21 protein-coding genes are annotated in these 23,549 nt (G+C 62.9%); 8 read left to right on the top strand and 13 right to left on the bottom strand.

Annotation, left to right across the window (positions count from 1 at the left end; genetic code table 11):
- Positions 1 to 13 precede the first annotated feature (13 nt).
- From lpdA to E2A64_RS11570, 4 genes are all read left to right on the top strand, one after another.
- Entirely contained in the window at positions 14 to 1,405 is a 1,392-nt protein-coding gene (lpdA, locus tag E2A64_RS11580) for a dihydrolipoyl dehydrogenase (protein ID WP_133284644.1), read from the top strand.
- 286 nt (positions 1,406 to 1,691) lie between these two features.
- Positions 1,692 to 1,997, top strand: a complete 306-nt coding sequence (locus E2A64_RS11575; RefSeq protein WP_133284643.1) for a hypothetical protein — start codon at positions 1,692 to 1,694, stop codon at positions 1,995 to 1,997.
- Positions 1,990 to 2,136, top strand: coding sequence for a hypothetical protein (locus E2A64_RS17920; RefSeq protein WP_174235785.1), 147 nt, complete (start codon positions 1,990 to 1,992; stop codon positions 2,134 to 2,136). Before E2A64_RS11575 ends, E2A64_RS17920 begins: the two co-directional genes overlap by 8 nt.
- A 162-nt stretch (positions 2,137 to 2,298) precedes the next feature.
- Complete coding sequence (locus E2A64_RS11570; RefSeq protein WP_133284642.1) at positions 2,299 to 3,117, top strand: transglutaminase-like domain-containing protein; 819 nt, start codon at positions 2,299 to 2,301, stop codon at positions 3,115 to 3,117.
- A 55-nt stretch (positions 3,118 to 3,172) separates the two neighbouring features.
- On the opposite strand, the gene E2A64_RS11565 is transcribed toward E2A64_RS11570, so the two are convergent.
- The 4 genes from E2A64_RS11565 to E2A64_RS11550 form a co-directional block, all read right to left on the bottom strand.
- On the bottom strand, positions 3,173 to 4,453 hold the full coding sequence (locus tag E2A64_RS11565; protein ID WP_244598261.1) for a DUF3422 family protein: 1,281 nt from the start codon (positions 4,451 to 4,453) through the stop codon (positions 3,173 to 3,175).
- Between the two features lie 129 nt (positions 4,454 to 4,582).
- The gene (locus E2A64_RS11560; protein ID WP_133284641.1) at positions 4,583 to 4,960 is read right to left on the bottom strand and encodes a DUF1850 domain-containing protein; all 378 of its coding nucleotides are present in this window, start codon (positions 4,958 to 4,960) and stop codon (positions 4,583 to 4,585) included.
- On the bottom strand, positions 4,960 to 7,062 hold the full coding sequence (locus tag E2A64_RS11555) for a TRAP transporter permease (protein ID WP_133284640.1): 2,103 nt from the start codon (positions 7,060 to 7,062) through the stop codon (positions 4,960 to 4,962). Before E2A64_RS11555 ends, E2A64_RS11560 begins: the two co-directional genes overlap by 1 nt.
- A gap of 73 nt (positions 7,063 to 7,135) precedes the next feature.
- On the bottom strand, positions 7,136 to 8,092 hold the full coding sequence (locus E2A64_RS11550) for a TAXI family TRAP transporter solute-binding subunit (protein WP_133284639.1): 957 nt from the start codon (positions 8,090 to 8,092) through the stop codon (positions 7,136 to 7,138).
- Positions 8,093 to 8,341: 249 nt separating this feature from the next.
- Here E2A64_RS11550 and E2A64_RS11545 point away from each other — a divergent pair, with 249 nt between their 5' ends.
- Positions 8,342 to 9,862 (top strand): bifunctional metallophosphatase/5'-nucleotidase, encoded by a 1,521-nt coding sequence (locus E2A64_RS11545; RefSeq protein ID WP_158285751.1) that lies wholly within the window; start codon positions 8,342 to 8,344, stop codon positions 9,860 to 9,862.
- Between the two features lie 52 nt (positions 9,863 to 9,914).
- Here E2A64_RS11545 and E2A64_RS11540 read toward each other — a convergent pair whose 3' ends face one another.
- The 3 genes from E2A64_RS11540 to E2A64_RS11530 all read right to left on the bottom strand — a co-directional run bounded on the left by E2A64_RS11540 (position 9,915) and on the right by E2A64_RS11530 (position 12,957).
- Positions 9,915 to 10,850: an ornithine cyclodeaminase family protein gene (locus E2A64_RS11540; RefSeq protein WP_133284637.1), complete on the bottom strand. Its 936-nt coding sequence runs from the start codon at positions 10,848 to 10,850 to the stop codon at positions 9,915 to 9,917.
- Between the two features lie 184 nt (positions 10,851 to 11,034).
- Positions 11,035 to 11,631, bottom strand: coding sequence for a GNAT family N-acetyltransferase (locus tag E2A64_RS11535; RefSeq protein ID WP_158285750.1), 597 nt, complete (start codon positions 11,629 to 11,631; stop codon positions 11,035 to 11,037).
- Positions 11,632 to 11,754: 123 nt separating this feature from the next.
- A complete protein-coding gene (locus E2A64_RS11530; protein ID WP_133284635.1) occupies positions 11,755 to 12,957 on the bottom strand; it encodes an acyl-CoA dehydrogenase in 1,203 nt (400 codons plus the stop codon).
- Positions 12,958 to 13,235: 278 nt separating this feature from the next.
- Here E2A64_RS11530 and E2A64_RS11525 point away from each other — a divergent pair, with 278 nt between their 5' ends.
- Positions 13,236 to 14,228 carry an AraC family transcriptional regulator gene (locus E2A64_RS11525; protein WP_158285749.1) on the top strand — a complete coding sequence of 331 codons (993 nt, stop codon included), beginning with the start codon at positions 13,236 to 13,238 and terminating at the stop codon, positions 14,226 to 14,228.
- A 270-nt stretch (positions 14,229 to 14,498) separates the two neighbouring features.
- Entirely contained in the window at positions 14,499 to 14,774 is a 276-nt protein-coding gene (locus E2A64_RS11520; RefSeq protein WP_133284633.1) for a response regulator transcription factor, read from the top strand.
- Here the strand turns inward: E2A64_RS11520 and E2A64_RS11515 are convergent.
- From E2A64_RS11515 to ccoG, 6 genes are all read right to left on the bottom strand, one after another.
- Positions 14,756 to 15,442: a D-lyxose/D-mannose family sugar isomerase gene (locus E2A64_RS11515; RefSeq protein WP_133284632.1), complete on the bottom strand. Its 687-nt coding sequence runs from the start codon at positions 15,440 to 15,442 to the stop codon at positions 14,756 to 14,758. The two genes, E2A64_RS11520 and E2A64_RS11515, sit on opposite strands and share 19 nt — an antisense overlap.
- Positions 15,443 to 15,508: 66 nt before the next feature.
- Positions 15,509 to 16,927: an NADP-dependent phosphogluconate dehydrogenase gene (gene gndA / locus E2A64_RS11510; protein ID WP_133284631.1), complete on the bottom strand. Its 1,419-nt coding sequence runs from the start codon at positions 16,925 to 16,927 to the stop codon at positions 15,509 to 15,511.
- A 114-nt stretch (positions 16,928 to 17,041) separates the two neighbouring features.
- Positions 17,042 to 17,224 carry a cbb3-type cytochrome oxidase assembly protein CcoS gene (gene ccoS, locus E2A64_RS11505; protein WP_133284630.1) on the bottom strand — a complete coding sequence of 61 codons (183 nt, stop codon included), beginning with the start codon at positions 17,222 to 17,224 and terminating at the stop codon, positions 17,042 to 17,044.
- Entirely contained in the window at positions 17,221 to 19,548 is a 2,328-nt protein-coding gene (locus E2A64_RS11500; RefSeq protein ID WP_133284629.1) for a heavy metal translocating P-type ATPase, read from the bottom strand. The genes ccoS and E2A64_RS11500 overlap by 4 nt, the downstream gene beginning before the upstream one ends.
- Positions 19,548 to 20,057, bottom strand: coding sequence for a FixH family protein (locus tag E2A64_RS11495; protein WP_133284628.1), 510 nt, complete (start codon positions 20,055 to 20,057; stop codon positions 19,548 to 19,550). The genes E2A64_RS11500 and E2A64_RS11495 overlap by 1 nt, the downstream gene beginning before the upstream one ends.
- The gene (gene ccoG / locus E2A64_RS11490; protein WP_133284627.1) at positions 20,054 to 21,634 is read right to left on the bottom strand and encodes a cytochrome c oxidase accessory protein CcoG; all 1,581 of its coding nucleotides are present in this window, start codon (positions 21,632 to 21,634) and stop codon (positions 20,054 to 20,056) included. The genes E2A64_RS11495 and ccoG overlap by 4 nt, the downstream gene beginning before the upstream one ends.
- A gap of 304 nt (positions 21,635 to 21,938) precedes the next feature.
- Here ccoG and E2A64_RS11485 point away from each other — a divergent pair, with 304 nt between their 5' ends.
- Positions 21,939 to 23,363: an alanine/glycine:cation symporter family protein gene (locus tag E2A64_RS11485; protein ID WP_133284626.1), complete on the top strand. Its 1,425-nt coding sequence runs from the start codon at positions 21,939 to 21,941 to the stop codon at positions 23,361 to 23,363.
- The last annotated feature ends 186 nt before the right edge of the window (positions 23,364 to 23,549 follow it).

Raw genomic sequence — 23,549 nt, 5'->3', positions numbered from 1 at the left:
AAAGGATCGCACCATGAAAAACCTCACCTGCAAGCTTCTCGTCATCGGCGGCGGACCCGGCGGCTATGTCTGCGCCATCCGCGCGGCCCAGCTCGGCGTCGAGACGATCATCGTCGAGGAACGCGCCTATGGCGGCACCTGCCTCACGGTCGGCTGCATACCCTCCAAGGCCCTCATCCATGCCGCCGACGAGTTCGCGCGGCTGACGGAGTTCGCCGAAGGCAAGTCAGCGCTTGGCCTTGCCGCATCCCATCCGTCGATCGACTTCGCAAGGACAGTGGCCTGGAAGGACAGTATCGTCGACCGGCTGACAGGCGGCGTCAAAGGCCTTCTGAAAAAGGCCGGCGCGAAGGCCATCGAAGGCACGGCAACCTTCGTGGACGGCAAGACCGTGCGGGTTGAAGGCGAAGAGGAAAGCTACGAGATCGAGGCCGAGAACGTGGTCATCGCCACCGGCTCGGAACCGGTCGAACTGCCCTTCCTGCCGTTCGGCGACACGGTGATCGATTCCACCGGCGCGCTGGCGCTCGACAAGATACCCGAGCGGCTGGCGATCGTCGGCGGCGGCTATATCGGGCTCGAGATCGGCTCCGCCTATGCCAAGCTCGGCTCGAATGTCACCGTCGTCGAGGCGGAAAGGAATATCCTGCCGCAATATGATGCGGCTCTGACCAGACCGGTGCTGAAATCCCTCGCCGATCTCGGTGTCACCGTCATGACCGAGACGCGCGCCAAGGGGCTTGCCAGCGCTGGCCTCGAGGTCGAGAAATCCGACGGAAGTGCCGAAGTACTCGCGGCGGAACGGATCCTCGTGACGGTCGGCCGCCGCCCTCGCTCGAAAGGCGCGGGTATTCCCGAACTCGATCTGACCATGGACCGCAATTTCATCGCCATCGACAACCGGTGCCGCACCTCGATGCGCGGCATCTATGCGATCGGCGACGTCACCGGCGAACCCATGCTCGCCCACCGCGCCATGGCCCAGGGCGAGATGGTCGCCGAGATCGTGGCAGGCGGAAAGCGCGAATGGGACAAGGTGGCGATCCCCGCCGTCTGCTTCACGGATCCGGAGATCGTCACCTGCGGACTTTCACCCGACGAGGCAAGGACGCGCGACATCGACGTCATCACCGGCCAGTTTCCCTTTACCGCCAATGGCCGCGCCATGACGATGGAGAGCGAGGCGGGCTTCGTCCGCGTCGTCGCCCGCAGGAGCGATCATCTGGTGCTCGGCATCCAGGCGGTGGGCAAGGGCGTATCCGAACTCTCGGCGGCTTTTGCGCTGGCGCTCGAAATGGGCGCGCGGCTGGAAGACGTCGCCGGCACCATCCACGCGCACCCGACCCAGAGCGAGGGCTTCCTGGAAGCGGCGCTCGCAGCCCTCGGCCACGCACTGCATATTTGACTTATGTAAAAATCTTGAAGGCATATGAAAAACCTTCAATTTTTCTCGGCTAGATGAAATAAATTTATTTCATCTATTGCCGCATCGCGGCATTTGCCCCATATATACGACAAGAATAGCCCCGAACATGATTTGAAAATATCGCGGGCTCCAGAGATTTTTTCTGAAAGACGATCCAGTTTTACATGTCCCTCTCACGGGGTGCATGGCCTCCAGTCATGCCTGATGGCAAAGGCGGGGCGATGCGATCGACTTCAGGGCATACGTTCCCGGAAGGATGAACAATATGATCAAGTACCAGCAAGGCCGCATGAAACGCCGTGCCGTGGAAGAGGCGCCGCGTCACATATTCGGCATCGGCCAGTTAGTTCGCATGAGCGACAACTCCTCCATAATCACCAATGCGGGCGCCAGCGACGTTTACGCCATAACCGCCACCCTCCCTCCGATCGGCGGGTCACCCCAATACCGCATCCGGAACGAAGACGAGCGTTACGAACGCGTCACCACACAGGACAACCTGGTCGCAGCTTCCAATCCCGCCAAGGGTGGAAATGACGGCCTTATGGAAAGGACTTTCGGTCATGGCTAAGGGACAAAAGCGCAGTTCGCGCGAAATCCGCAAACCCAAGCAGGTCAAGGCGCCGCCTCAGGCGGAAACTCCCTTCGGCAGCCAGGTCAAGAGCGCGGCCAACGCCAATATGCCGGTTTCCGGGAAGAAGAAGACCTGACCGGCCGGACCCCACCTTCGCGGTCCGTTGAAAAGAATGTGCCGGGGGCAAACGCTGCCCCCGCGGCCTAGGGATGCACGACGGCGAACGCGACGTATTCACCGCTCCTGATACCCCGACTTCCCCCGATACATCACAACTCGTTCCCCGGATCGCTTCGCCATGCTCATTCGCTACGGCTACGAAATCACCCTCACCTGCCCGCAGCCGACTGCACTCATCTGCCTTCTGTCGGTTCACAGGGACCGGGCAGGTGATATCCGTGCGCCGGAAGTCGTCTTCACCAATCCCGACGCCCCCTCCTCGACCTATGTCGACCTGTTCGGAAATACCTGCCGGCGTCTCGTCGCCCCACAAGGCACGACGATGATCTGGGGCGACGCCATCATCGAGGATGACGGACTTATCGATCCGGCCGATTTTCTAGCGCAGGAAATCGCAGTGCCCGATCTTCCGGATGATTGCCTCGTCTATCTCATGGGCAGCCGCTACTGCGAGACGGACAAGTTAAGCCAAACGGCCTGGGATCTCTTCGGCTCGCTGCAACCCGGCTGGAGCCGCGTGCAGGCGATCTGCGACTTCGTCCACGACCATATCAAATTCGACTATCTTCAGGCCCGCTCGACCAGAACGGCATTCGAGGCTTACGAGGAGAAGGTCGGCGTCTGCCGCGACTTTGCCCACTTGGCACTGACGTTCTGCCGATGCCTGAACATCCCGGCGCGTTACATCAACGGCCATCTCGGCGACATTGGTGTACCGGTTGTCGACCCTATGGACTTCTCGGCCTGGATCGAGGTCTATCTCGATGGCGAATGGCGCACCTTCGACCCGCGAAACAACATCCCCCGCATCGGCCGCATCCTGGTCGCGCGAGGGCGCGACGCCGCCGACATTCCGCTTGTCAATTCCTTCGGACCGCACAGCCTCGATCACTTCCGGGTCTGGACCTACGAGGTCGAGGATCTGACGCGCGGTTGACGAGCTGTCGCTTGCCCCGCCTTTACATCCAGCGACGCCCGCAATCAGGCATGCCCTAGTCCACATCCTCGTCATCGACGGTATGGTGCTTTCGGATCGAGCGTACCACCAACCATGTCGAGATGATCGCCACCGGAACGAAAAGGCCTGTCAGAAGGCTGGCCGAGACTGTCGGCCATTCATGCTCCGCAGTCTTCGCGAGATAGCTGAAAAGACCGACGACGTAATAGCTGATTGCCGCGACGGAGAGGCCTTCGACAGTTTGCTGCAGGCGCAGCTGCAGCTTAACGCGCCGGTTCATCGACTTGAGCAGCGCCGAATTCTGCCGTTCCAGCTCGACGTCGATCCAGCTTCGGATGAGCGTCGTGGCGCGCGAAAGCTTGCGTGACAGGCTGGCCTGCCGCTCCTCCATCGACTGACATGTGCGCATGGCCGGGCCGAGGCGCTTGTCGAGAAAACTGCCCAGCGTCTCGTGGCCCGGGGCCGCCGTCTCGCCAAGGGCTGCGATACGTTCGCGCACGATTGCGTAATAGGCCCGGCTGGCGCCGAAACGATAGAGGCTGAGCGCCGCGCTTGCCTCGAGTTCCGCGGCAAGCGACGTGACCTGCGACAGGAGTTCGTCGGCGCTTTCCCGCACCTCCCGCTTCATGTCGCTGGTGATCGCCGTCAGCCTGTCTTCCATCCGCCGGATATCCGGTGACTGCGAGCGTGCCAGCGCCAGTCCGAGCGTCGCCAGTGTCCGATAAGTCTCGATGTCGATCAACCGCTGGCACAGTGCACCGCGCACCCGGTCCGACATGCCCCGGTCGACGATGAGAATCCGTGTCAGGCCGTCGCCGTCCTGGCGAAAATCTGTGATCACCGTCGCTTTCGTCGACGGCAGGTCGCTGACCGTCACGCTCACCTTGTCGAACTGATCGAGATAGGTCTCCATGTCCCCGCCATCGCGCCGGACTTCGATCCTGACGCCGGAGACGAACGACCCCGGCGCCTTGAACTGGTCGCCGAAGGGATGATTGCTGATCGGCGCACCGAATTCCTTCGGCGCGGGGCAGTCCCAGAGATAGGTCGAGAACTCGGTATGCCGCTCCCAGCGCAGCTTTCCCGCGCCCCAATCCATGATGACGTGCTGGGCATCGCGGGCGGGCGCGGCAATGCCCCTCTGGCGGGAGAGATCGCAAAGGACCGCGTGATCGACGGGAGATCCGCCCTCGGTCAGGAAGGCCAGCTGGATGATGGCGCGATCCGGACCGACCGGAAGATGGGGTCGGGCATGGATCTCGCCGAGGGCTTCGGCACGCCCCTGCGCCATCGGAAACGAAAAGGCACCCTGCATTCCCGGTCTCGCCCCCCGACATTCAGGCATTCAAAACGGGCATACCGGCAAAACCACGTCCCGTCGCTCAACAAAACCACAATAGCGACGAGGCGCCGCCGGTCCAGCAGTTTGCCACGTCATCCGGGATCAGGACGCATCGCCCTCGCATGGCCATAGCCTGATGCCGTCACCAGCCTTCGCGCCGAGGGCAAGACATCCCTTCGCATGACAGAGTTCCCATGCGGACACCGTGGCGCCACTTGCCGCAAGACGCATGTCCGGCTGCGGCGGCAGGGCCGGTTCCCAGATCCACCAGCCGTCATCGAGCCGCGCACCGGGACCGGGATCCATGCCGGCACCCGAACCCTTCACCCGCGCTTGCGTCAGAACGAGCGCCTGATCGCTGACGACCCAGTCCTCCCGCCACTCGGTCCTTTCGACCGAATGGACCCAGGAAAGACTGAAGGCTGTCGCCGCGACGAAGACCGTCTTGCCCGCGCTCGCGATACAGAGGCCGACAGGCATCAGGCCGTTTCCGCAGGCGCCGAGCGCATGCTGCGCCAGAGCAGGAAGCCGAAGACGGCAAGCAGCGCGAAGCCGATTTCATCCGTGACCGGCAGCGCCGCAATCAGCGTGAAGGCGGCGACCATCGCCAGTAGGCGCATGGGCCAGCCGAGCGGCTTTCCGAGATATCCGATCACCGCGGCACCCCAGAGCCCGATGGCCAGCACGGCCTTGATGACGATGTAGAGGACTGCCGGCAGATAGCCGATCGATTGCGACAGCGCCCCCCCATCCTGCAGCATGAGGGCCGGCGTATAGACCGCCATATAGGGAATGACGAAACCGGCCGCGGCAACCTTCACCGCCTCGATGGAAATCCTGAGCCCGCTCGCCCGCGCAATCGGGGCCGCCGCGAAGCAGGCCAGCGCGACCGGCGGGGTCAGATCCGCCAGAATGCCGAAATAGAAGACGAACATGTGGCTGACGAGAAGCGGCACACCGAGCTCCAGAAGAGCCGGCCCGGCGATTGCCGAGGTGATGATGTAGTTCGGGATCGTCGGAATGCCCATGCCGAGCAGGATGCAGGTGAACATGGTCAAGACCAGCGACAGGAGCAGGCTCTTGTCGCCGACCGAAACGATGAACTGTCCGAACGTGTTGGCAGCGCCCGTCAGCGTCATGGTGCCGATGATCACGCCGACGATGGCGCAGGCGACGCCGACCGGCAGCGCGGTCTTGGCACCTTCGGCGAGCGAATCCCGGCACAGCGCCAGCGTCTCGCGCCCGCCTTTCGACAACAGGCTCCAGACGATCAGGACCGCCATGCCGACGACGATGACGTGGATGCCGAACTCGAAGAAGGCCGCGCCCAGAATGCCGAGCCCGATCCAGAAGATGGTCCGGATGATGCCGGCGGGAAGCCCGAGCGCGATCGAGCTGCCGAGGATCAACAGCACCGTCAATGCGAGCCCGATCGTCCCGGCGAACAACGGCGTGTAGCCGGTGAACAGAAGATAGACGAGCGCCCCGAGCGGCAGCAGCAGGTACCATTTTTCCTTCAGCGCCTGCAGCGGCGACGGCAGCTGATCCTTCGACAGGCCAGAAAGCCCGTATTTGCCGGCTTCCAGGTGCACCATCCAGAAGGCCGAGGCGAAATAGAGAAGCGCCGGTATGATCGCCGCCTTGACCACCTCGTGATATTCGACGCCCAGCGTCTCGGCCATGATGAAGGCGACCGCGCCCATCACCGGCGGCATGATCTGCCCGCCCATCGAGGCTGTCGATTCCACCCCGCCGGCAAATTCCGGCCGGTAGCCGAAGCGCTTCATCAGCGGAATGGTGAACTGCCCGGTGGTCACGACATTGGCGACGCCGGAGCCCGAGATCGTTCCCATCAATCCCGACGAGATCACCGAGACCTTGGCCGCGCCACCCTTCTTGTGCCCGACGAAACCGAGTGAGACGTCGGTGAAGAGCTTGATCATTCCGGCACGCTCGAGAAACGAACCGAACAGGATGAACAGGAAGATGTAGGTCGAGGACACGTAGATCGGGATGCCGTAGATCCCTTCCGTCCCGAATGTCATGTGGTCGATCACCTGCGCGAAGTCATAGCCGCGGTGATTGAGCGGCGAAGGCAGATATTCGCCGAACAGACAATAGGCGAGAAAGATGCCCGAGATGATCGGCAGCGCCGGCCCCATGACGATCCAGCCCGCGACGAAAACCGTCAGCAGCGTGATCACGCCGATCACCATGTCGCGCGGCAGAGGATCTCCGGCCCGCATCAGAAGCTCGGTATACTGCTCCCACTGGTACAGCGCGACGAAGACCGCGAGGCCCGCGAATATCCAGGCGAGCAGCTTGCGCACCAGACCGCCCTTGGACATCGCCACCAGCGGAAACGCGAGCAGCAGCAGGAAACCGACATGGAAGGCGCGGATGACCTGGCTCGGAAAGTCGATCAGATGCGCCGCGGTCGCGATCTGGAAGGCGGAAAAGACGACCGCGATCCAGAACAGCAGGCGCCCCTCGAAGCCGGAGGGAAAATCATCCGCGAGCGGATCATGAAAATCGATCTCGCGGCTGTTCTCGTCAGCGCGCGAGGAAGTATCAGCCGGCATCAGGCAACTCCGGTAATCGCGGGATCAGCCGGGCGGCAGCATGCCTACCGCCCGGTCACTCAGCCGGTACGGCTTATTTCATGCCCTTTTCGGCATAATACTTCTCGGCACCGGGATGGACCGGAAGCGGCATGCCGCTGAGCGCATTCTCGAGCTTGATCTTCGCCGCGGCATTGTGGGCTGCCTCGAGCTCCGGCAGGTTCTCGAAGAGCTGCTTTGTCATCTCATAGGCAATTTCATCGGGCACATCGGAATTCGTGATCAGGAAGTTCACGACCGCAACGGTCTGGACGTCGCCTTCCTGGCCCGCATAGGTCCCGGCGGGAATTGTCTCGGCGACGTAGGGCGCGCCGAGCTGGCTCGCAATGTCCTCCGGCACCGCCACCATCTGGATATCGACGGAGGTCGCCAGATCCTTGATCGAGGCCACACCGAGACCAGCCGATTGCAGCGTCGCATCGAGCTGGCGGTTCTTGATCAGCTCGACGGATTCGGCAAACGGCAGATATTCGGTCTTCTCGAAATCGTCATAGCTCATGCCGGCGGTTTCGAAGATCTTGCGGGCGTTGAGCTCGGTCCCGGATTTCGCAGCCCCGACGGAGACGCGCTTGCCCTTGAGGTCGGCGAGCGTCTTGATGCCGCTTTCCTTGGACGCGACGATCTGGATGAAATTCGGGTAGATGGCGGCGATACCGCGCAGCTTGTCGAGCGGCGCCTTGAAGCCCGCTTCCGCGTCGCCTTCGACCGCGAGCTTGACGGAATCGCCCAGTGCGAAACCGATCTCGCCCTTGCCCTGCTGCAGGAGGTTGAGGTTCTCGACCGACGCCTTGGTGGACTGCACCTGGGTGCGCACATCCGGTATCTTCTCGGCATAGATTTTCGAAAGCCCGACACCAAGCGGATAGTAGACGCCCGACTGACCGCCCGTCAGCACGTTGATGAACTGCTCGGCCTTGGCGGGCGCCATGGACAGCGCGACGGCGCCGGCCGCGGCCAGTCCGATAAAACTCTTCCGCGTCAAAAATGCCATTCTCGATCTCCTCCGGTTCGATTATTGGCGGACGCGCTGGCGGGCGCGTCCCTGGCAGGAACGTTCCAGTCGCGGCACCGGGACTCCTTCACCGGGCCGCACATGGCGAACGTCTGCGCCGATTGTGGTGAGTTTTCGCTTGCGCGCAACCGGAATCTGCACGTCGCAGGCAAGGCTTGCGGGAGAACTGTTTCGGTGCAAGTCTTCCCCTCAGCCCCGAATGGCCAGCCTTTTGAGTGGAGAGACATGATGACGACACCCCGCACCCCTGCCCTTCGCATCCTCCTGTGCGCCAGCGCCCTCGGCGCGACGATGATCGTGCCGCTCAAGGCCGAGGAGGTGAAGCTGACGATCCTCGGCGTCGGTGACGTCTACCAGTTCAACGAGGTCAAGGGGCGTGGCGGTTTTGCACGGCTGAATGCCGTCGCCAAGGCGGAGAAGGCGAACAATCCCAACACGCTTTATGTCTTCGACGGCGACATGCTTTCCCCCTCGATCCTGTCAGGTCTCGACAAGGGCCAGAACACGGTCGACCTCACGAATGTCGTGCCCTTCGACATCGCGGTGCCCGGCAACCATGAATTCGATTTCGGCCCGGAGAATTTCTACGAGAAGATGAAGGCCTCGAAATATCCATGGGCCGCCATCAACATAACCAATGCCGACGGCTCGGCGGTCGACGGCCTCGGCGGTGTCATGATGAAGGAGATGGCGGGGCTGAAGATCGCCCTGGTCCCGGTCGCGCAGGACACGACACCGGAAGTCTCGAGCCCCGGCGACCTGAAGTTCCTGCCGACCGTCGATACCGCGATCGAGGCCGCCGGGAAGGCGCGCGAGGACGGCGCCGATCTCGTCGTCGGCGTGGTGCAGACCGATATGGCAAACGATCGCGAACTGATCGCAAGCCACGCCTTCGACGTCATCATGTCGGGCGACGATCATTCCTATGCCACCGCCTATGACGGCGTGACGGCCTATGTCGAAACCTCGATGGATGCGCGCTTTCTCTCGCCGCTCGATCTCAACGTCACGATCGGGGAAAAGGATGGCGAGCGCACCGTAAGCTGGATGCCCTCCTTCCGCTTCATCGACACGGCAATGGTGGAACCCGACCCTGAAACCCAGAAGATCGTCGACGACTTCCAGAAGAAGCTCGACGACAGTCTCGGCATCGTCATCGGCACGTCCGAAACGCCGCTCGATTCCCGACGCAACATCGTGCGCAGCCAGGAATCGGCGATGGGCGACCTGATCGCAGATGCCATGCGCGAGGCCTCCGGCGCCGATGTCGCCATCACCAATGGCGGCGGCATCCGCGCCGACCGCACCTATGACGCCGGCACCGATCTCACCCGTGGCGACATTCTCGCCGAACTGCCCTTCGGCAACGTCACGGTGGTGACCGAAATCCCCGGCAGCCAGATTCTTTCCGCGCTCGAGAACGGCTTCAGCCAGGTCGAGACCGGTGGCGGCCGCTTCCCGCAGGTCTCCGGCATGGAAGTGGTCTACGACCCGACTGCGCCTTCCGGCTCCCGCGTGGTCTCGGTGAAACTGGGCAGTGAGGATCTCGATCCCGACAAGATCTACAAGGTCGCGACCAACGACTACATGCTCTCAGGCGGCGACGGCTACGGCGCGCTCGGCGGCGGCAAGATCCTGGTCAATGCCGGTAACGGCAATCTGATGGCCAATGACGTGATGGCTTACGTCGAAGCCAAGGGCACGATTTCCCCCGAAATCGAGGGCCGCATCAAGAAGGTCGGCGAATAAGTCGAGCTTGCCGGACCGGAAATGCCCCGCCTTCGCCGGCGGGGCCTTTTTGTTACGTTCGCTCCATCGCCCGAGCCACGGCGTGTGCGACCATCATGTCGAGATGCGCACCGCCGCCGTTCTTGAACACGGTGATCGCATCCTCGACCGCGCGCCCGGCCTTCCCCTGAACGAGCGCGTGCATGTCGCCGAGAATGTCGTCGCGGGAGATTGCGCCGCTTTCGAGCGGGATCGTTACCTCGCCGATATGGCCGATGGTCGTTGCAAAACTGTCGACGAACAGATCGCCGCGCCGAAGCGTCTCGTCATCCGCCTCGCGCATGGCCGGCGTATAGGCCCCGACGAGATCGACATGGGTGCCGGGCTTGATCAGCGCGCCCTTGATCAACGGTTGCTGCGTCATCGTGGCAGTGCAGATGAGGTCGGCCTGCGGGACCGCCGCGTCGAGATCTGCCTCGAAGCGGGCATCGAGTCCGGCCTCACTGAGGCGCGCGACGAGCGCCCCGCCCCGCTCGGCGTTACGGTTCCAGACGATGACGGTATCGATGGAAGGGCGGACACTGCGGTGCGCCTCAATGAGCGGCCAGGCCATCGACCCCGCCCCGACCATCAGCATGGCGCGGATATCCTTTCGGGCCAGGCAATCCGCACCGAGCGCCGAATCGCCCGCCGTCTTCCAGCCGGTCAGATCCACCCCTTCGAGTACCGCTTCGACATGACCGGAAGCCTCGTCGAAAAGCAGCACCTGCCCCTGTATCGAGGGCTTGGGGACATCGAGCGTCGGATTGTCGGGATAGATGGTCACGGCCTTGGTCCCCGAGGCGAGACCCGCTATCCAGGCACTACGCACCAGCATTTTCCGGTTGCCGCTTTCGAGCAGGCTGTCGCGCAGGATCGCCGGCTCCAGCCGGTGCCCCTCGCGCATGGCCTCGACGATCATCGGCCATGAGCAGACGGTCTCGATATCCTTGCCGGTAATGATGCGCACACTGAAACTCCCTTGTGAAAATCAGCCGGGAGCATGGCCGTTCGGCGGGACGAGATCAAGCGCAGGCCGCGATGATCCATTGCCGCGAAACGTGGAATCGACTCTGAAATCAGATAGTTGGGCGCCCAACTTGAATCGGACGCTCAGCGGGATGAATCAAGTTCTCAGGCAGGAGCCGATCGCCTCAGGCGGTCAGTTTCAGATGCTCGACCCGCGCGGGCTGGAAGACGATCGGCTTGAACTTCGCGATAGAGCACTCGGCCGTCTCGAGGCCGTGGGCCACATCGATCTGGCCGACCGACATGCTGTCCTCATAGTGCATGCTGGCGCCGAACTTGCGGGCGAGTTCGCGCATGGCGACGTTCTGCGGTCCGGTTTCGACGATCACCGTGTGAACGTCGTTTTCATTCGCGGCCTCCAGAAGCGCGGTGATCAGCAATGTGCCGATGCCCTTGCGACGGAAGGAGGAGGCAACCGAAAAGGCCGATTCGCCAAAGCCGTCGGGCGTACCGCCCTCGCAATGCAGTTCCGAGACGGCAACCAGGTGGCCGCCGTCGAAGGCACCCAGAACGATGGCCTCAGCGAGGGATTTCTCGACGTAATCGATGAGCCAGTGATCCGAGACGACGCCATTGAAGCGGTCACGGAAATCATCGAAAGTGAGTTCGTGCAGGTGCGCGACAAACGTGTCGCGATCTCGCGGCTCCAGCCGGCGGATGGTGAGGTCGGGCTGCGACGGCGCGGCGACATGCCAAGGCAGCTGGAGTACTTTGAAGACCATATCGTCTTCCCCTGCTTTCCTCCCCGAATTCAGATGGCGGCAGTTATTGTGCATTGCAACACGAGACGCAATGCACAATTCCGCATAGCTGCCCTACTTTCTGCGAGGGTCGAAAAATTCCCCTCAGAAGAAAGCCTGGATCCCCGTCTGCGCCCGGCCGAGGATCAGCGCGTGCACGTCGTGCGTCCCCTCATAGGTGTTGACCGTCTCCAGGTTCTGGGCGTGGCGCATGACGTGATACTCGGCCTGAATGCCGTTGCCGCCGTGCATGTCACGGGCCATGCGGGCGATGTCGAGCGCCTTGCCGCAATTGTTGCGCTTGACGAGCGAGATCATCTCGGGGGCCATGTCGCCGGAATCCATCAGGCGGCCGACGCGCAGCGAGCCCTGCAGCCCGAGTGCGATTTCCGTCTGCATGTCGGCGAGCTTCTTCTGGAACAGCTGGGTGCCGGCGAGCGGCTTGTCGAACTGCTTGCGATCCAGCCCGTACTGGCGGGCCCGGAACCAGCAGTCCTCGGCGGCGCCCAGCACACCCCAGGAAATGCCGTAACGCGCGCGGTTGAGGCAGCCGAACGGCCCCTTCAGGCCCGAGACCTTGGGCAGCAACGCCTCTTCGCCGACCTCGACATTGTCCATCACCACTTCCCCGGTCACGGAAGCGCGCAGTGACAGCTTGCCGCCGATCTTCGGCGCCGACAGGCCCTTCATGCCCTTTTCGAGAATGAAGCCGCGGATCTGGTTGTCGTGGGCATCCGACTTGGCCCAGACGACGAACACATCGGCGATCGGCGCGTTGGAAATCCACATCTTCGAGCCGTTCAGGACATATCCGCCATCGGTCTTCTTCGCCCGCGTCTTCATCGAACCGGGATCAGAACCGGCATCGGGCTCGGTCAGACCGAAACAGCCGACCCACTCCCCGCTTGCAAGCTTCGGAAGGTATTTCTTGCGCTGCTCCTCGCTGCCATAGGCGTCGATGGGATACATCACCAGCGACGACTGCACGCTCATCATGGAACGATAGCCGGAATCGATGCGCTCGACCTCGCGCGCCACAAGCCCGTAGGAAACATATCCGGCGCCCGCACCGCCGTAGTCCTCGGACACGGTGACACCGAGAAGGCCCGCCTCGCCCATTTCGCCGAAAATGTCGCGATCGACAGTTTCGTTGAGATAGGCTTCGGTGACACGCGGCGCGAGCTTGTCGGCGGCAAACGCGGCTGCCGCGTCACGGATCATCCGCTCGTCCTCTTCGAGCTGCGCCTCCAGAAGGAACGGATCATCCCAGTTGAACACGTTCTTGCTGGCAGTGGTCTGGCTATCCATGTTCGTTCCTCTCCGCGAATGTCATGCCTTGTCGTCCGGCTCGCCGGACCATCGACCTCGGATACCGCTTTACGCCGCTGCGACATAGGGTTTTCCGCCGACCGTCCGAATTTTTCCTCCGCGCGGAACGCGGCGCGACGCGGCGGCGCAATTAGAACTCGACTAATCGGTACATTCGGACTTACCATTATACGTCAGAGTTTTAACAACGGGCGACATTGTCGAACCTGGTAATGCTACACGACATCGAAGTTTCGGCGGGCTTTGCGGCATCAGTCATGAAATGCGCGAAAGAGAGAGGCGTCGACGCGGCGCCGATCGCGCAGGCGTGCGGATTGGATCCGCGTGACTTCTCGCAGGTCACCAGACGCATCAGCCTTCCCAATTTCTGCCGGTTTCTCGAAACGCTGGCCGCCTTGACGGGCGACCCCAGTTTCGGTCTCAATGCCGGCGCAGCCTTGGAAAAAGGCGCCTCGGGCATCATGGGCTACGCGCTGATGCATGCGCCCACCGCCGGACACGCGGTGGAACTGGTCAAGAACAGTTTCCGCAAGTTCGACAGCGCGACCATCTACCATTTTCACGAGACCGACAGCGCCTCCCGGATCGAGTGGACCTACTCGCCGCTGATTGTCCGGCGCAGCCAGTTCGTCGATCTCGCCTTCGTGGCCGCGATTGCACATTTCCGGACGATCCTCGGGCCCGGCTTCCAGCGCGTGAAAGCGGAGATCGAGAGGGAACGCCCCGAAAATCCCTCGGTCTACAGGGAGCATATCGCGAGAAATCTCAGTTTCGGCGCGGCTGCCAACGCCCTCATCATCCCGCATGACGAGCTGGACCGCGTCAATCCGGCAGCGGATCCGCGGCTTTTCGACATCCTGCGGGCGCAGATGGAATCGCTGCCCAATCTCGAAGGCTACGGCACCGACCCCGTGCAGACCGTCCGCCAGATCGTCGAACACTCACTGGGCCAAGCGCAGCCCTCGCTGGCCGAGCTTGCAGATCGTACCGGCATGAGCGAGCGGACGCTGCAACGACGCCTCGCCGAAGCCAGCACAAGCCTGCACGAAATCATCGACGACAGCCGCCGCGATCTCGCCGAGCAGTTGCTCGTGGAAACGGACCTGAGCCTCTCCCAGATCAGCGAGCGGCTGGGGTTTTCCGCATCGAGTGCGTTCACCCGGTCGGCGTCGCGCTGGTTCGGTACGTCTCCCAGCCTTTTCCGGCGCCGGCGGACAGCGGCGGGCGCCAATCCCGGACCGATCGAATAAAATTTTACCGATTGGTCAATTATCGGCGCGCGCTGTCAATGAATTCGCCCGCCGAATCCCTCATATGCCGCTCATTCAGGACTGCACGTAATACTGCTGCGCCGTGAGCGCACTACACCCGCCGCCCAACCGAACGATGTGAGCCCGCCCCTCGAAGCCGCCAAAGGCTCTCGATGCAGGTCTCTGTCATCGTTCCTTTCAGAGCTGGCGCAGATCTTGTCGTGGGGACGCAAGTCCCCGCGGGGGATTTCCTGCGCCGAAGGATGTGCAATGAACCATGCAGACAGACCTTCGCGTATTCCCCTTACGCGAACTGAACTGAAATGCCTCGGACATGTTGCTCAGGGATGGAGTGACGAGGAAATCGGCAGAAGCCTCATCCTGTCCATGCAGGAAGTGGAATCCGTGCTGACCAATGCGGTCAACAAGCTCGGCACCCCAAATCGCTCCGCTGCGGTCGCCAAGGCGGCGCGGCTCGGACTTTTCAGCGACAGCCTTTCCGGCAACCCCTATCCGGAAGGGACCGACTACAAGAAGTTTTCGTAATCGGCGACAAGCAGGTGAACCGGATCGGTGTCCTCGACAATGGTCGAGAACCGTCCGACCGGTTCCGCGAAAATGTTGTCGGTGAGATCGTCATTGACCGTGGAGACCTCGCCGATCAGCACATCGCCGCCCTCACCCCAGAAGGCGTGCCACTGGCCGGGAAGCAGCGTCACGCTCTCGCCCGGCGACAGGCTGAGCTTGTCGCCGGCACCGAGCTTGCGCATGGTCCCGTCCGTCAGCACCTCCACCGGTGCCTCGCGGTCTATCTGGCCGTCGGGCGTCGATGAGAACAGTTCGAGCACCAGCTTGCCGCCGCCGCGGTTGATGATGTCCTCGGACTTGAGCGCATGCATATGCATGGGCGAAATCTGGTCCTTGCGGCTGATCATGATCTTTTCGGCGTAGAGCATCCCCCTGCCGGCCTTCAGATCGTCCACCGAACCATTGCGCACCGTGAACAGGAACAGGCCAAGCTCGTCGAACTTGCCCTGCCCGTAATCGGTAATGTCCCAGCCCAATCGCGACTGCCTGATCAGCGCTGAATCTTCGTTCACGCGCCGCTTCATCTCGGCGGGGGACCAATAGGCAAAGGGCGGCATGACATAGCCGAAGGAACGGATGAACCGGTCTCCCTCGAGCAGAATTTCATTGACCTTGCTGCGTTCCATGGTCCCCTCGCTTTCGGATGGCGCCGGAATGACGGTTGATGCGGATCGGATTGCCGGGCGGCGGCGTCAGTTTCCCATGTTCCAGGGGCCGTGGTTCTCACCCTTGCCGTCGATGCGCTCGAAGCCGTGAGCTCCGAAGAAATCGCGCTGCGCCTGGATGAGATTGGCGGTTCCGCGCGCCCTGCGAAGCTGGTCGAAATAGGCCACGGCTGAGGAAAGGGCAGGAACCGGCAGCCCCTTGCGGACCGCTTCGGCCACCACGGTGCGAAGCGCGGTGTCCGTTTCCTTCACGATACGCGAGAATTCGGGCGTCATGACGAGGTTTGCGACGTCCGGGGTCTTGGTGAAGGCTTCGGAAATCTCGTCCAGGAACCGCGAACGGATGATGCAGCCCGCGCGCCAGATCTTGGCGATGATCGGCATGGGCAGGTTCCAGCCGAACTCCTTCGACGCAGCCGCCATGACCGCGAAGCCTTGCGCATAAGCTGCGACCTTGCCCGCGAGAAGCGCCTGTTCGAGAAGCGCCGCGGCATTGCCGCCGACCTCGAAGCGGCCCAGATCCGGACGTCCGAGAAGTTCTTCGGCTTCGGCGCGCAGACCGGTCATGGCGGAAAGGCTGCGGGCGCCGACGGCGGCCTCGATCGCGGATGCCGGCACGGCCATCTGCTGGCTCTCGATTGCCGACCAGCGACCGGTGCCCTTCTGCCCGGCTGCATCGAGGATGACGTCGACGAGCGGCTTGCCCGTCTTGTCGTCCCCGGTCGCGAGCACCTTGGAGGTAATCTCGACCAGGAAGGAATCGAGCGGACCGGAATTCCAGGCATCGAAGACACCCGCCATTTCCGGCGCCTTCATGTCCATGCCGTCACGCATGATGCCGTAGATCTCGGCGATCATCTGCATGTCGGCATATTCGATCCCGTTATGGATCGTCTTGACGAAATGGCCGGCACCGTTCTCGCCGAGCCAGGCGGCACAGGGCTCGTCGTTGAATTTCGCGGAAATCGCGTTGATGACGTCGCTGACGCGGTTCCAGGAAGCTTCCGTGCCGCCGACCATGATCGACGGACCGAAGCGCGCGCCTTCCTCGCCGCCGGACACACCCATGCCGATAAAGGTCAGGCCGGTATCCTTGAGTTCCTCGAAGCGGCGCATCGTATCGCGGAAATTGGCGTTGCCGGCATCGATGATGATGTCGTTGTTTTCAAGAAGCGGCTTCAGGGCGGCAATCTGCTGGTCCACCGGATCACCGGCCTTGATCATGATGATGACCGGACGGGGCGGGCGAATGGCTGCCACGAATTCCTCGAGCGATCCGGTCGGGATGATCTTGCTCGACAGCTCGCCGGCGCCGGCCGCGAATTCGCGCGTACGCTCCTCGGTCCGGTTGTAGACGGCAACGTCGAAACCGTGGTCGGCGATATTGAGGGCAAGATTTGCACCCATGACACCCAGACCGATGACACCAATTTCCGCTGAGGCCATGTTTCTCTCCCTTTGGATTTTTGCAGAACTATAGGCGGGAGACACGCCGGCGCAAAGCCGGACCTGTCAGGAAAGGGACATGGAAGGCGGAGCGCATTTCGTCAAGTCCCGAGTTCACCCCTGTTGATCGCGCGGGGCCCTGTCCTCGGCCGGCTTGTCGTCGCCGTCATCGAGAACGCGCCAGGCAGCGCCCTCGAGATCCTCGTACTGGCCGTTCCTGAGCGACCAGAGGAAAGCGCCGAGACCCAGGAGCCCCAGAAAGAGCGCGGCGGGTATCAGGATGAAGAGATTGGTCACGCGGCAACTCCCGCGCTGCCTGCGATCGTGGCGGAACCGGCATCGCGCGTCCGCCTTTCAACCGCGTCGACGGCGAGCTTCGTGTCGGAATGCCGCCATTTCAGCCGCATGGAATTCAGCACCACGATCACCGAGGAAGACGACATGGCAACCGCCGCCACAAGCGGCGATGCGTGGCCCAGAATGGCCAGCGGCACGGCGATCAGGTTGTAGAGGATGGCGAGCGCGAAATTCTGCCGGATCAGCCGGTTGGCGCGGCGCGAAATCGACAGAGCCACCGGCACCGCCTCCAGGCTCTCATGCAGGAAGACGAAGTCAGCAGCCTGCCGGCCGACATCGGCGGCGCTCGCGGGCGCCATCGAGACATGGGCCGCGGAAAGTGCCGGGGCGTCGTTGAGGCCGTCACCGACCATGATGACCTTGCGGCCTTCAGCGCGCAGAGCCTCGAGGCGCGCGACCTTCTCGGCGGGGCGTGCCCGCGAAAGCCAGTTCGTCACACCGAGCTGTCCGGCCAGGACCGCAACGGGACGTTCGCGATCCCCGGATAGGATTTCGGCGCGAATGCCGCGATCCTCGAGCGATGCGAGTGCCGCCCCCGCCCCCGCGCGGATCGAGTCGGAGAACCGGAAGGTCGCGATCTCGTCGCCATCGCGCGAAAGCACGACCTCCGAGCCGGCATCATCGCCGTCCCGGTCGATCGAAAGCGCAAAGCCGGCACGGCCGAGACGGTAGACGCGCCCCTCGGGGGTGACGGCTTCCAGTCCTTCACCGGCGATCTCGCGAATGCTCAGCGACGGCAGGCTGACTGCCGCGATCCCCTGCCCGGCGGCGGCGAGCGCCTTCGACAAGGGATGAAGCGAATGCTGCGCGATCCGCGCCCCGAGCGCCAGATCGCAGTGCGCGATGTCGGCAGCATTGAGCAGGACGGGCCTGCCGCGGGTCAGCGTACCCGTCTTGTCGAAGACCGCGTAGTCGGCTTCCGCCAGACGCTCCATGGCGGAACCGTCCTTGACCATGATGCCGTTCTCGAAGAGCCGCCCGGCGGCGATCACCTGAACCACCGGGACGGCGAGACCGAGCGCGCAGGGACAGGTGATGATGAGAACGGAAACCGCAATCAGCGTCGCCTGGCGCCAGTCGCCGGTCGTCGCGATCCAGCCGAAGAAGGTGAGCAGCGCCAGCAGGTGGACCACCGGCGCGTAGATCGACGAGGCCCTGTCGGCCAGACGCCGATAGCCGGCCCGCCCGCTTTCTGCCGCCTCCATCATCGAGACCATTTCCGCCAGGAAGGAATCCCGGGCCGCGCGCGTCGCGCTGATGATCAGGCTGCCGGTCAGGTTGAGCGTACCGGCCGGTACCTCCATACCCGCTTCGACGCGAACCGGATCGCCTTCGCCATTGACCAGCGAAAAGTCCATGTCGCCCACGCCTTCGGCCACGATGCCGTCAACCGGTGTGCGCTCACCCGCGGCGAGCGCGATCTTCATGCCAGGCCGGATTTCGTCGAGCGACATGAAATCCCGCGATCCGTTCTCGCCGACGATTATCGCACCGCGCGGCGAGAGGTTCGCCAGGTTGCGCACCGCCGACCGGGCACGTTCACGCATCATGTGGTCGAGCGTACGCCCGCCGAGAAGAAAGAACAGCAGCGTCAGCGATGCATCGAAATAGGCATGCTCGCCATGGCTGAAGGTCTCGAACATCGAGATCGCATAGGCCAGCAGAACGCCGAGCGTGATGGGCACGTCCATATTGGCCCGGCCGTGACTGACGGCCTGCCATGCGGACCGGTAGAAGACCCTGCCGGCATAAAGGATTGCCGGCCCGGCGATGAGCGCCGAAATCAGATGAAACATGTCCCGGGTGGCATCCTCGGCGCCGGACCAGACCGACACCGACAGGAGCATCACATTCATCGAGGCAAAGCCGGCGACGGCGAGCGAGCGCAGAAGTTCGCGCAGCACCGGATCGCCCTTCTCGTCCTCGCCCCCCGGAAGGTGCGAGGAATAGCCGAGAGCGTGCATCTTCTGCACCGCGGCGGCGATCGTGTTGCCGGCGGCAATCCCCTCGCCCTCTGCCACCAGCGCGATACGGCGCGTCGACAGATTGACGCGGGCGCGCTCGATGCCCTCGATCTTCGGCAGTTCCTTTTCGAGAAGCGCGATGCAGGCACCGCAATGCACGCCTGGAACGATCAGGTCGCACTGCCGCAGGCCGTCACCGATCGACCGGCTGGCAAGCGCCAGTTCGTCGGCGACAGGCAGAGCCGAGCGCAGGGCGTCGAGTTCCGACGCGCTTTCGGTTCCGGCGGCGCAGCAGCTCATTATCTCAGTGTCCCGTCTGCCTTGATATGGATGCGGTGCGCGCGCTTGTAGACGGTTTCGCCGCCATCGGTGACGGTGACCTGGGCGATCCATTCCCCCTCGGGCAGGCGCTCGGCGGTCGAGAACCGTCCGCGCCCTTCCGGCGAGAGAACAAGTCGCTCGTCGCCCACCTGCCCGACGGGATGGTGGAAGTTGATCTCGACGAGATCCGACGCGCTCGGCGCGCCGTTACGGTCGGTCAGATCGAGGAAGAAGCCCTTGTCCGACGCATCAAGCCTGACCGAATAGCCGAGCGCGTTGATAGCCTTCATCTCCGAGGCCTTCTCGTTGAACTCCTGGCTGGCGACATAGGAGTTCTCGACGACGAGGCCCGTCCATGTCGTGATCGCAAAACGCGCCATGATCAGGTTGACGGTAATGATGGTGCCGAAGAAGAGAAACAGCACGCCAAACATGTGGTAGCCGGTGAAAACCTTCGGTCGAAAGACGTCCCTGATGAGTTCCATCATTTGCGCTCCGGAGCGTTGAAATTGGCGACATACGCATCGTGCTCATTGCTCGCCTTGTCGTCCGCGACGAGCCTGAACTTGGTCACCGCCCCCGAAATGTACTCTTTCGGCTGGGTGACATGAAGCTTGATCTCCCGCAGGCGATCCGGTTCGACCTCGATGGCCAGCGACCGGCTGGGCGGCTGATTGATGCCCGGCGCGGTCATGGTCGCACCCGGAAGCCCTTCGATCGACAGGAAGATCACCCGGGGCTCGGGAATCATGTTCAGAAGCTTTACCGTAAATCCGTTCTGGATGTCGCCGTTCGACTGCAGCACATATTGCGGATTGCGGTCATGCAGAACGTTGAGTTCCAGACGGTCGCGCGACAGCAGTGCGATCAGAAGCGCGAAGCCGACGACGGACCAGATGAGCAGGTACAGCATGGTCCGCGGGCGGAAGATGACGCGCCAGTCAAAGTGCTTGACCTTGTCGTGATAGTGCCCGTCGGCATCCCGCACCCTGGCGGGATCGATGGCATGGGTGCCGTTGCCGGTGGCGATGGCCATGTTCTGTTGGTAGTCGGCCAGGGTCGCATAGGCGATCAGCCCGCGATCACGGCCGAGCTTGTCCATCACACCGTCGCAGGCGTCGATGCACAGCGCACAGGTGATGCACTCCAGCTGCTGGCCGTCGCGGATGTCGATCCCCATCGGGCAGACGGCGACGCAGGCGTTGCAATCCACGCAATCGCCGAGCGCCAGACCGTCGGCCGCGGCCTTCTTGGCATGCTTGCCGCGCGGTTCGCCGCGCCAGTCGTTATAGGTCACGACCAGCGAACTTTCGTCCAGCATGGCGGCCTGGATACGCGGCCAGGGGCACATGTAGGTGCAGACCTGCTCGCGCATGAGACCGCCGAAAACATAGGTGGTCGCGGTGAGGATGCCGACGGTGATATAGGCCACGGCCGGCGCCCGGCCGGTCAGAAAGTCGCCGAGAAGCGAAGGCGCATCGGCGAAGTAGAAGATCCAGGCGCCACCGGTCGCGACTCCGATCAGCAGCCAGATCGCGTGCTTGCTGACACGCTTGGCAAACTTGCTGCCGGTCCATGGCGCGCTTTCGAGCTTCATGCGGGCGTTGCGATCGCCCTCGATCGCGCGTTCGACGACGAGAAACAGGTCGACCCACACCGTTTGCGGACAGGTATAGCCGCACCAGGCGCGCCCGACGGCGGAGGTAACGAGAAACAGGCCGAAACCGGCCATGACGAGAAGCCCCGCGACGAAGATGAACTCCTGCGGCCAGATCTCGATGAAGAAGAAGTAGAAGCGCCGGTTCGGGAAATCGACCAGCACCGCCTGGTCGGGCGCGAAGGGACCGCGATCCCAGCGCAGCCAGGGCGTGATGTAGTAGATCCCGAGCGTGATGATCATCACCAGCCATTTGAACTGGCGGTAACGGCCCGAGGCCCGCTTGGGAAATATCTTCTTGCGAGCCTCGTAGAGCGGCTTGCGCTTCCACGCTGCATTGACGGGATCTGCATCGAGCCGCTCGATCTCCTCGGGGGCTTGATCATCTTGGCGGGTGTGAGTGTTCATGGCGCTACCTTGGTGATGGCGGCACAATGCCTTCGGGCAAAGGGCAAATCATTGATCAGGGTCAACTAGCGCCATTAACCGCACTTACTGAATGCGACACGTGTGCACACCTCCCCTCCCGCAAGGGGTTTTGCACCGCCGATAAGACTGGTCGCCGCCTCCGCGTGACTACCGCGCGGCAGTTTCGCATGGCCGGCCGAGCGATTTGCGCCCTGTGGGCGGCAGGTCAAATGGATGGACAGCCGGTTGTCGCTTCCCCATACTCGCCCCCGGCGCCCATGCAGCCGAAGGGGAGACACATATCATGGATCCGATTATCGATTTTCTGAACACGATATTCTGGGGCTACGTTCTCATATACGGGCTGCTTGCGGTCGGCATCTACTTCACGATTCGCCTCGGCTTCATTCAGTTCGTGCATTTCCCGGAATTCTTCCGCGTCGTGCTCGGGTCGAGCGAATCCGACAAGTCGGGCATCACACCACTTCAGGCGCTCACGGTCAGTCTCGCCTCACGCGTGGGCACCGGCAATCTCGCAGGTGTCGCCGTCGCGCTCACGCTCGGCGGTCCGGGCGCAATCTTCTGGATGTGGATGGTCGCGCTCGTGGGCATGGCCACCGCATATGCGGAAAGCACCCTCGCCCAGCTCTACAAGACCCGCAACGAGGAAGGCAATTATCGCGGCGGCCCCGCCTTCTACATCGCCCGCGGATTGCGCGCGCCCTGGGCCGGCGGCATCTTCTCGGTCTGCCTGATCCTTTCCTTCGGCCTCGTCTTCAATGCCGTGCAGGCCAACTCGATCGCCGGAGCGGTGGAGACGGCCTTCGGCATCCCGACCTTTGCCTGCGGCATCATCCTGGCCGCTCTGGCCGGTATCGTCATTTTCGGCGGGATCAAGCAGATTGCCCGCGTTGCCGAAGTGGTCGTGCCATTCATGGCAATCGCCTATCTCGCGGTGGCGATCATCATCGTCATCATCAACATCTCGGCTGTTCCCGGCGTGATCGGCATGATCATTTCCAACGCCTTCGGCCTGCAGGAAGCGGCCGGCGGCGTGACCGGCGGCCTGGCCGCCGCGATGCTCAACGGGGTCAAGCGCGGCCTGTTTTCCAACGAGGCGGGCATGGGCTCGGCACCGAACATCGCCGCGGTCGCCACTCCCGATCCGCACCACCCCTCCTCCCAGGGTCTCGTTCAGGCCCTCGGCGTCTTCATCGATACCTTGCTGATCTGCTCGGCCACCGCCTTCATGATCCTTCTTTCCGGCGTCTACACACCCGGCATGGAAACCACCGGCACCGAACTCACCCAGCTTGCGCTCGACGCCCATATCGGCACGGCAGGAACCTATTTCGTGGCGATTGCGATCTTCTTCTTCGCCTTCACCTCGATCATCGGCAACTACTCCTATGCCGAAAACGCGCTGACCTTCCTGCGCCTGGGCAACAAGGGCGGGCTGACCGTCATGCGGATCCTGGTGCTTCTGATGGTGCTGTGGGGGTCGGTGCAGAGCGTGGCGACCGTGTTCAACGCCGCCGACGCCTCCATGGGCCTGATGGCGACGATCAACCTGATCGCGATCGTGCTGCTGTCGGGAACCGTGGTCAAATTGACGAAGGACTACTTCGCACAGCGCAAGGCGGGACTGACACCAATCTTCCACTCAGCCGACTACAACGAGCTGAGAGGCAAGATCGACGACACGATCTGGCATCGCGACAACGCCTGACAAACAACGGGCCGCGACGAAAGACCGTCGCGGCCCGGATTGCCGTCCGCAGAACTGGGATAACTGCCCCTCTCCCGCCCCCTCCGCTCGCCCCCGCTGACCGCCGCGCGAGGACTGCCCGGCACTCGGCCGGTGGCAACGCCTCCGGAGCCGCACCCTTCCAGACGACAAACGAAAAGGCCGCGG

This window comes from Pseudohoeflea suaedae (assembly GCF_004354915.1).
In the GTDB taxonomy this organism is placed as follows: Bacteria; Pseudomonadota; Alphaproteobacteria; order Rhizobiales; family Rhizobiaceae; genus Pseudohoeflea; species Pseudohoeflea suaedae.
The sequence above is the reverse complement of the archived record's forward strand: the minus strand, read 5'-3'. Positions and strand labels throughout refer to the sequence as shown.

Excerpts from the sequence above, each read along its gene's own strand:
- lpdA (WP_133284644.1), top strand. The coding sequence starts at position 14 with ATGAAAAACCTCACCTGCAAGCTTCTCGTCATCGGCGGCGGACCCGGC.
- E2A64_RS11575 (WP_133284643.1), top strand. The coding sequence starts at position 1,692 with ATGATCAAGTACCAGCAAGGCCGCATGAAACGCCGTGCCGTGGAAGAG.
- E2A64_RS17920 (WP_174235785.1), top strand. The coding sequence starts at position 1,990 with ATGGCTAAGGGACAAAAGCGCAGTTCGCGCGAAATCCGCAAACCCAAG.
- E2A64_RS11570 (WP_133284642.1), top strand. The coding sequence starts at position 2,299 with ATGCTCATTCGCTACGGCTACGAAATCACCCTCACCTGCCCGCAGCCG.
- E2A64_RS11565 (WP_244598261.1), bottom strand. The coding sequence starts at position 4,453 with ATGCAGGGTGCCTTTTCGTTTCCGATGGCGCAGGGGCGTGCCGAAGCC.
- E2A64_RS11560 (WP_133284641.1), bottom strand. The coding sequence starts at position 4,960 with ATGCCTGTCGGCCTCTGTATCGCGAGCGCGGGCAAGACGGTCTTCGTC.
- E2A64_RS11555 (WP_133284640.1), bottom strand. The coding sequence starts at position 7,062 with ATGCCGGCTGATACTTCCTCGCGCGCTGACGAGAACAGCCGCGAGATC.
- E2A64_RS11550 (WP_133284639.1), bottom strand. The coding sequence starts at position 8,092 with ATGGCATTTTTGACGCGGAAGAGTTTTATCGGACTGGCCGCGGCCGGC.
- E2A64_RS11545 (WP_158285751.1), top strand. The coding sequence starts at position 8,342 with ATGACGACACCCCGCACCCCTGCCCTTCGCATCCTCCTGTGCGCCAGC.
- E2A64_RS11535 (WP_158285750.1), bottom strand. The coding sequence starts at position 11,631 with ATGGTCTTCAAAGTACTCCAGCTGCCTTGGCATGTCGCCGCGCCGTCG.
- E2A64_RS11530 (WP_133284635.1), bottom strand. The coding sequence starts at position 12,957 with ATGGATAGCCAGACCACTGCCAGCAAGAACGTGTTCAACTGGGATGAT.
- E2A64_RS11525 (WP_158285749.1), top strand. The coding sequence starts at position 13,236 with ATGAAATGCGCGAAAGAGAGAGGCGTCGACGCGGCGCCGATCGCGCAG.
- E2A64_RS11520 (WP_133284633.1), top strand. The coding sequence starts at position 14,499 with ATGAACCATGCAGACAGACCTTCGCGTATTCCCCTTACGCGAACTGAA.
- E2A64_RS11515 (WP_133284632.1), bottom strand. The coding sequence starts at position 15,442 with ATGGAACGCAGCAAGGTCAATGAAATTCTGCTCGAGGGAGACCGGTTC.
- gndA (WP_133284631.1), bottom strand. The coding sequence starts at position 16,927 with ATGGCCTCAGCGGAAATTGGTGTCATCGGTCTGGGTGTCATGGGTGCA.
- E2A64_RS11500 (WP_133284629.1), bottom strand. The coding sequence starts at position 19,548 with ATGAGCTGCTGCGCCGCCGGAACCGAAAGCGCGTCGGAACTCGACGCC.
- E2A64_RS11495 (WP_133284628.1), bottom strand. The coding sequence starts at position 20,057 with ATGATGGAACTCATCAGGGACGTCTTTCGACCGAAGGTTTTCACCGGC.
- ccoG (WP_133284627.1), bottom strand. The coding sequence starts at position 21,634 with ATGAACACTCACACCCGCCAAGATGATCAAGCCCCCGAGGAGATCGAG.
- E2A64_RS11485 (WP_133284626.1), top strand. The coding sequence starts at position 21,939 with ATGGATCCGATTATCGATTTTCTGAACACGATATTCTGGGGCTACGTT.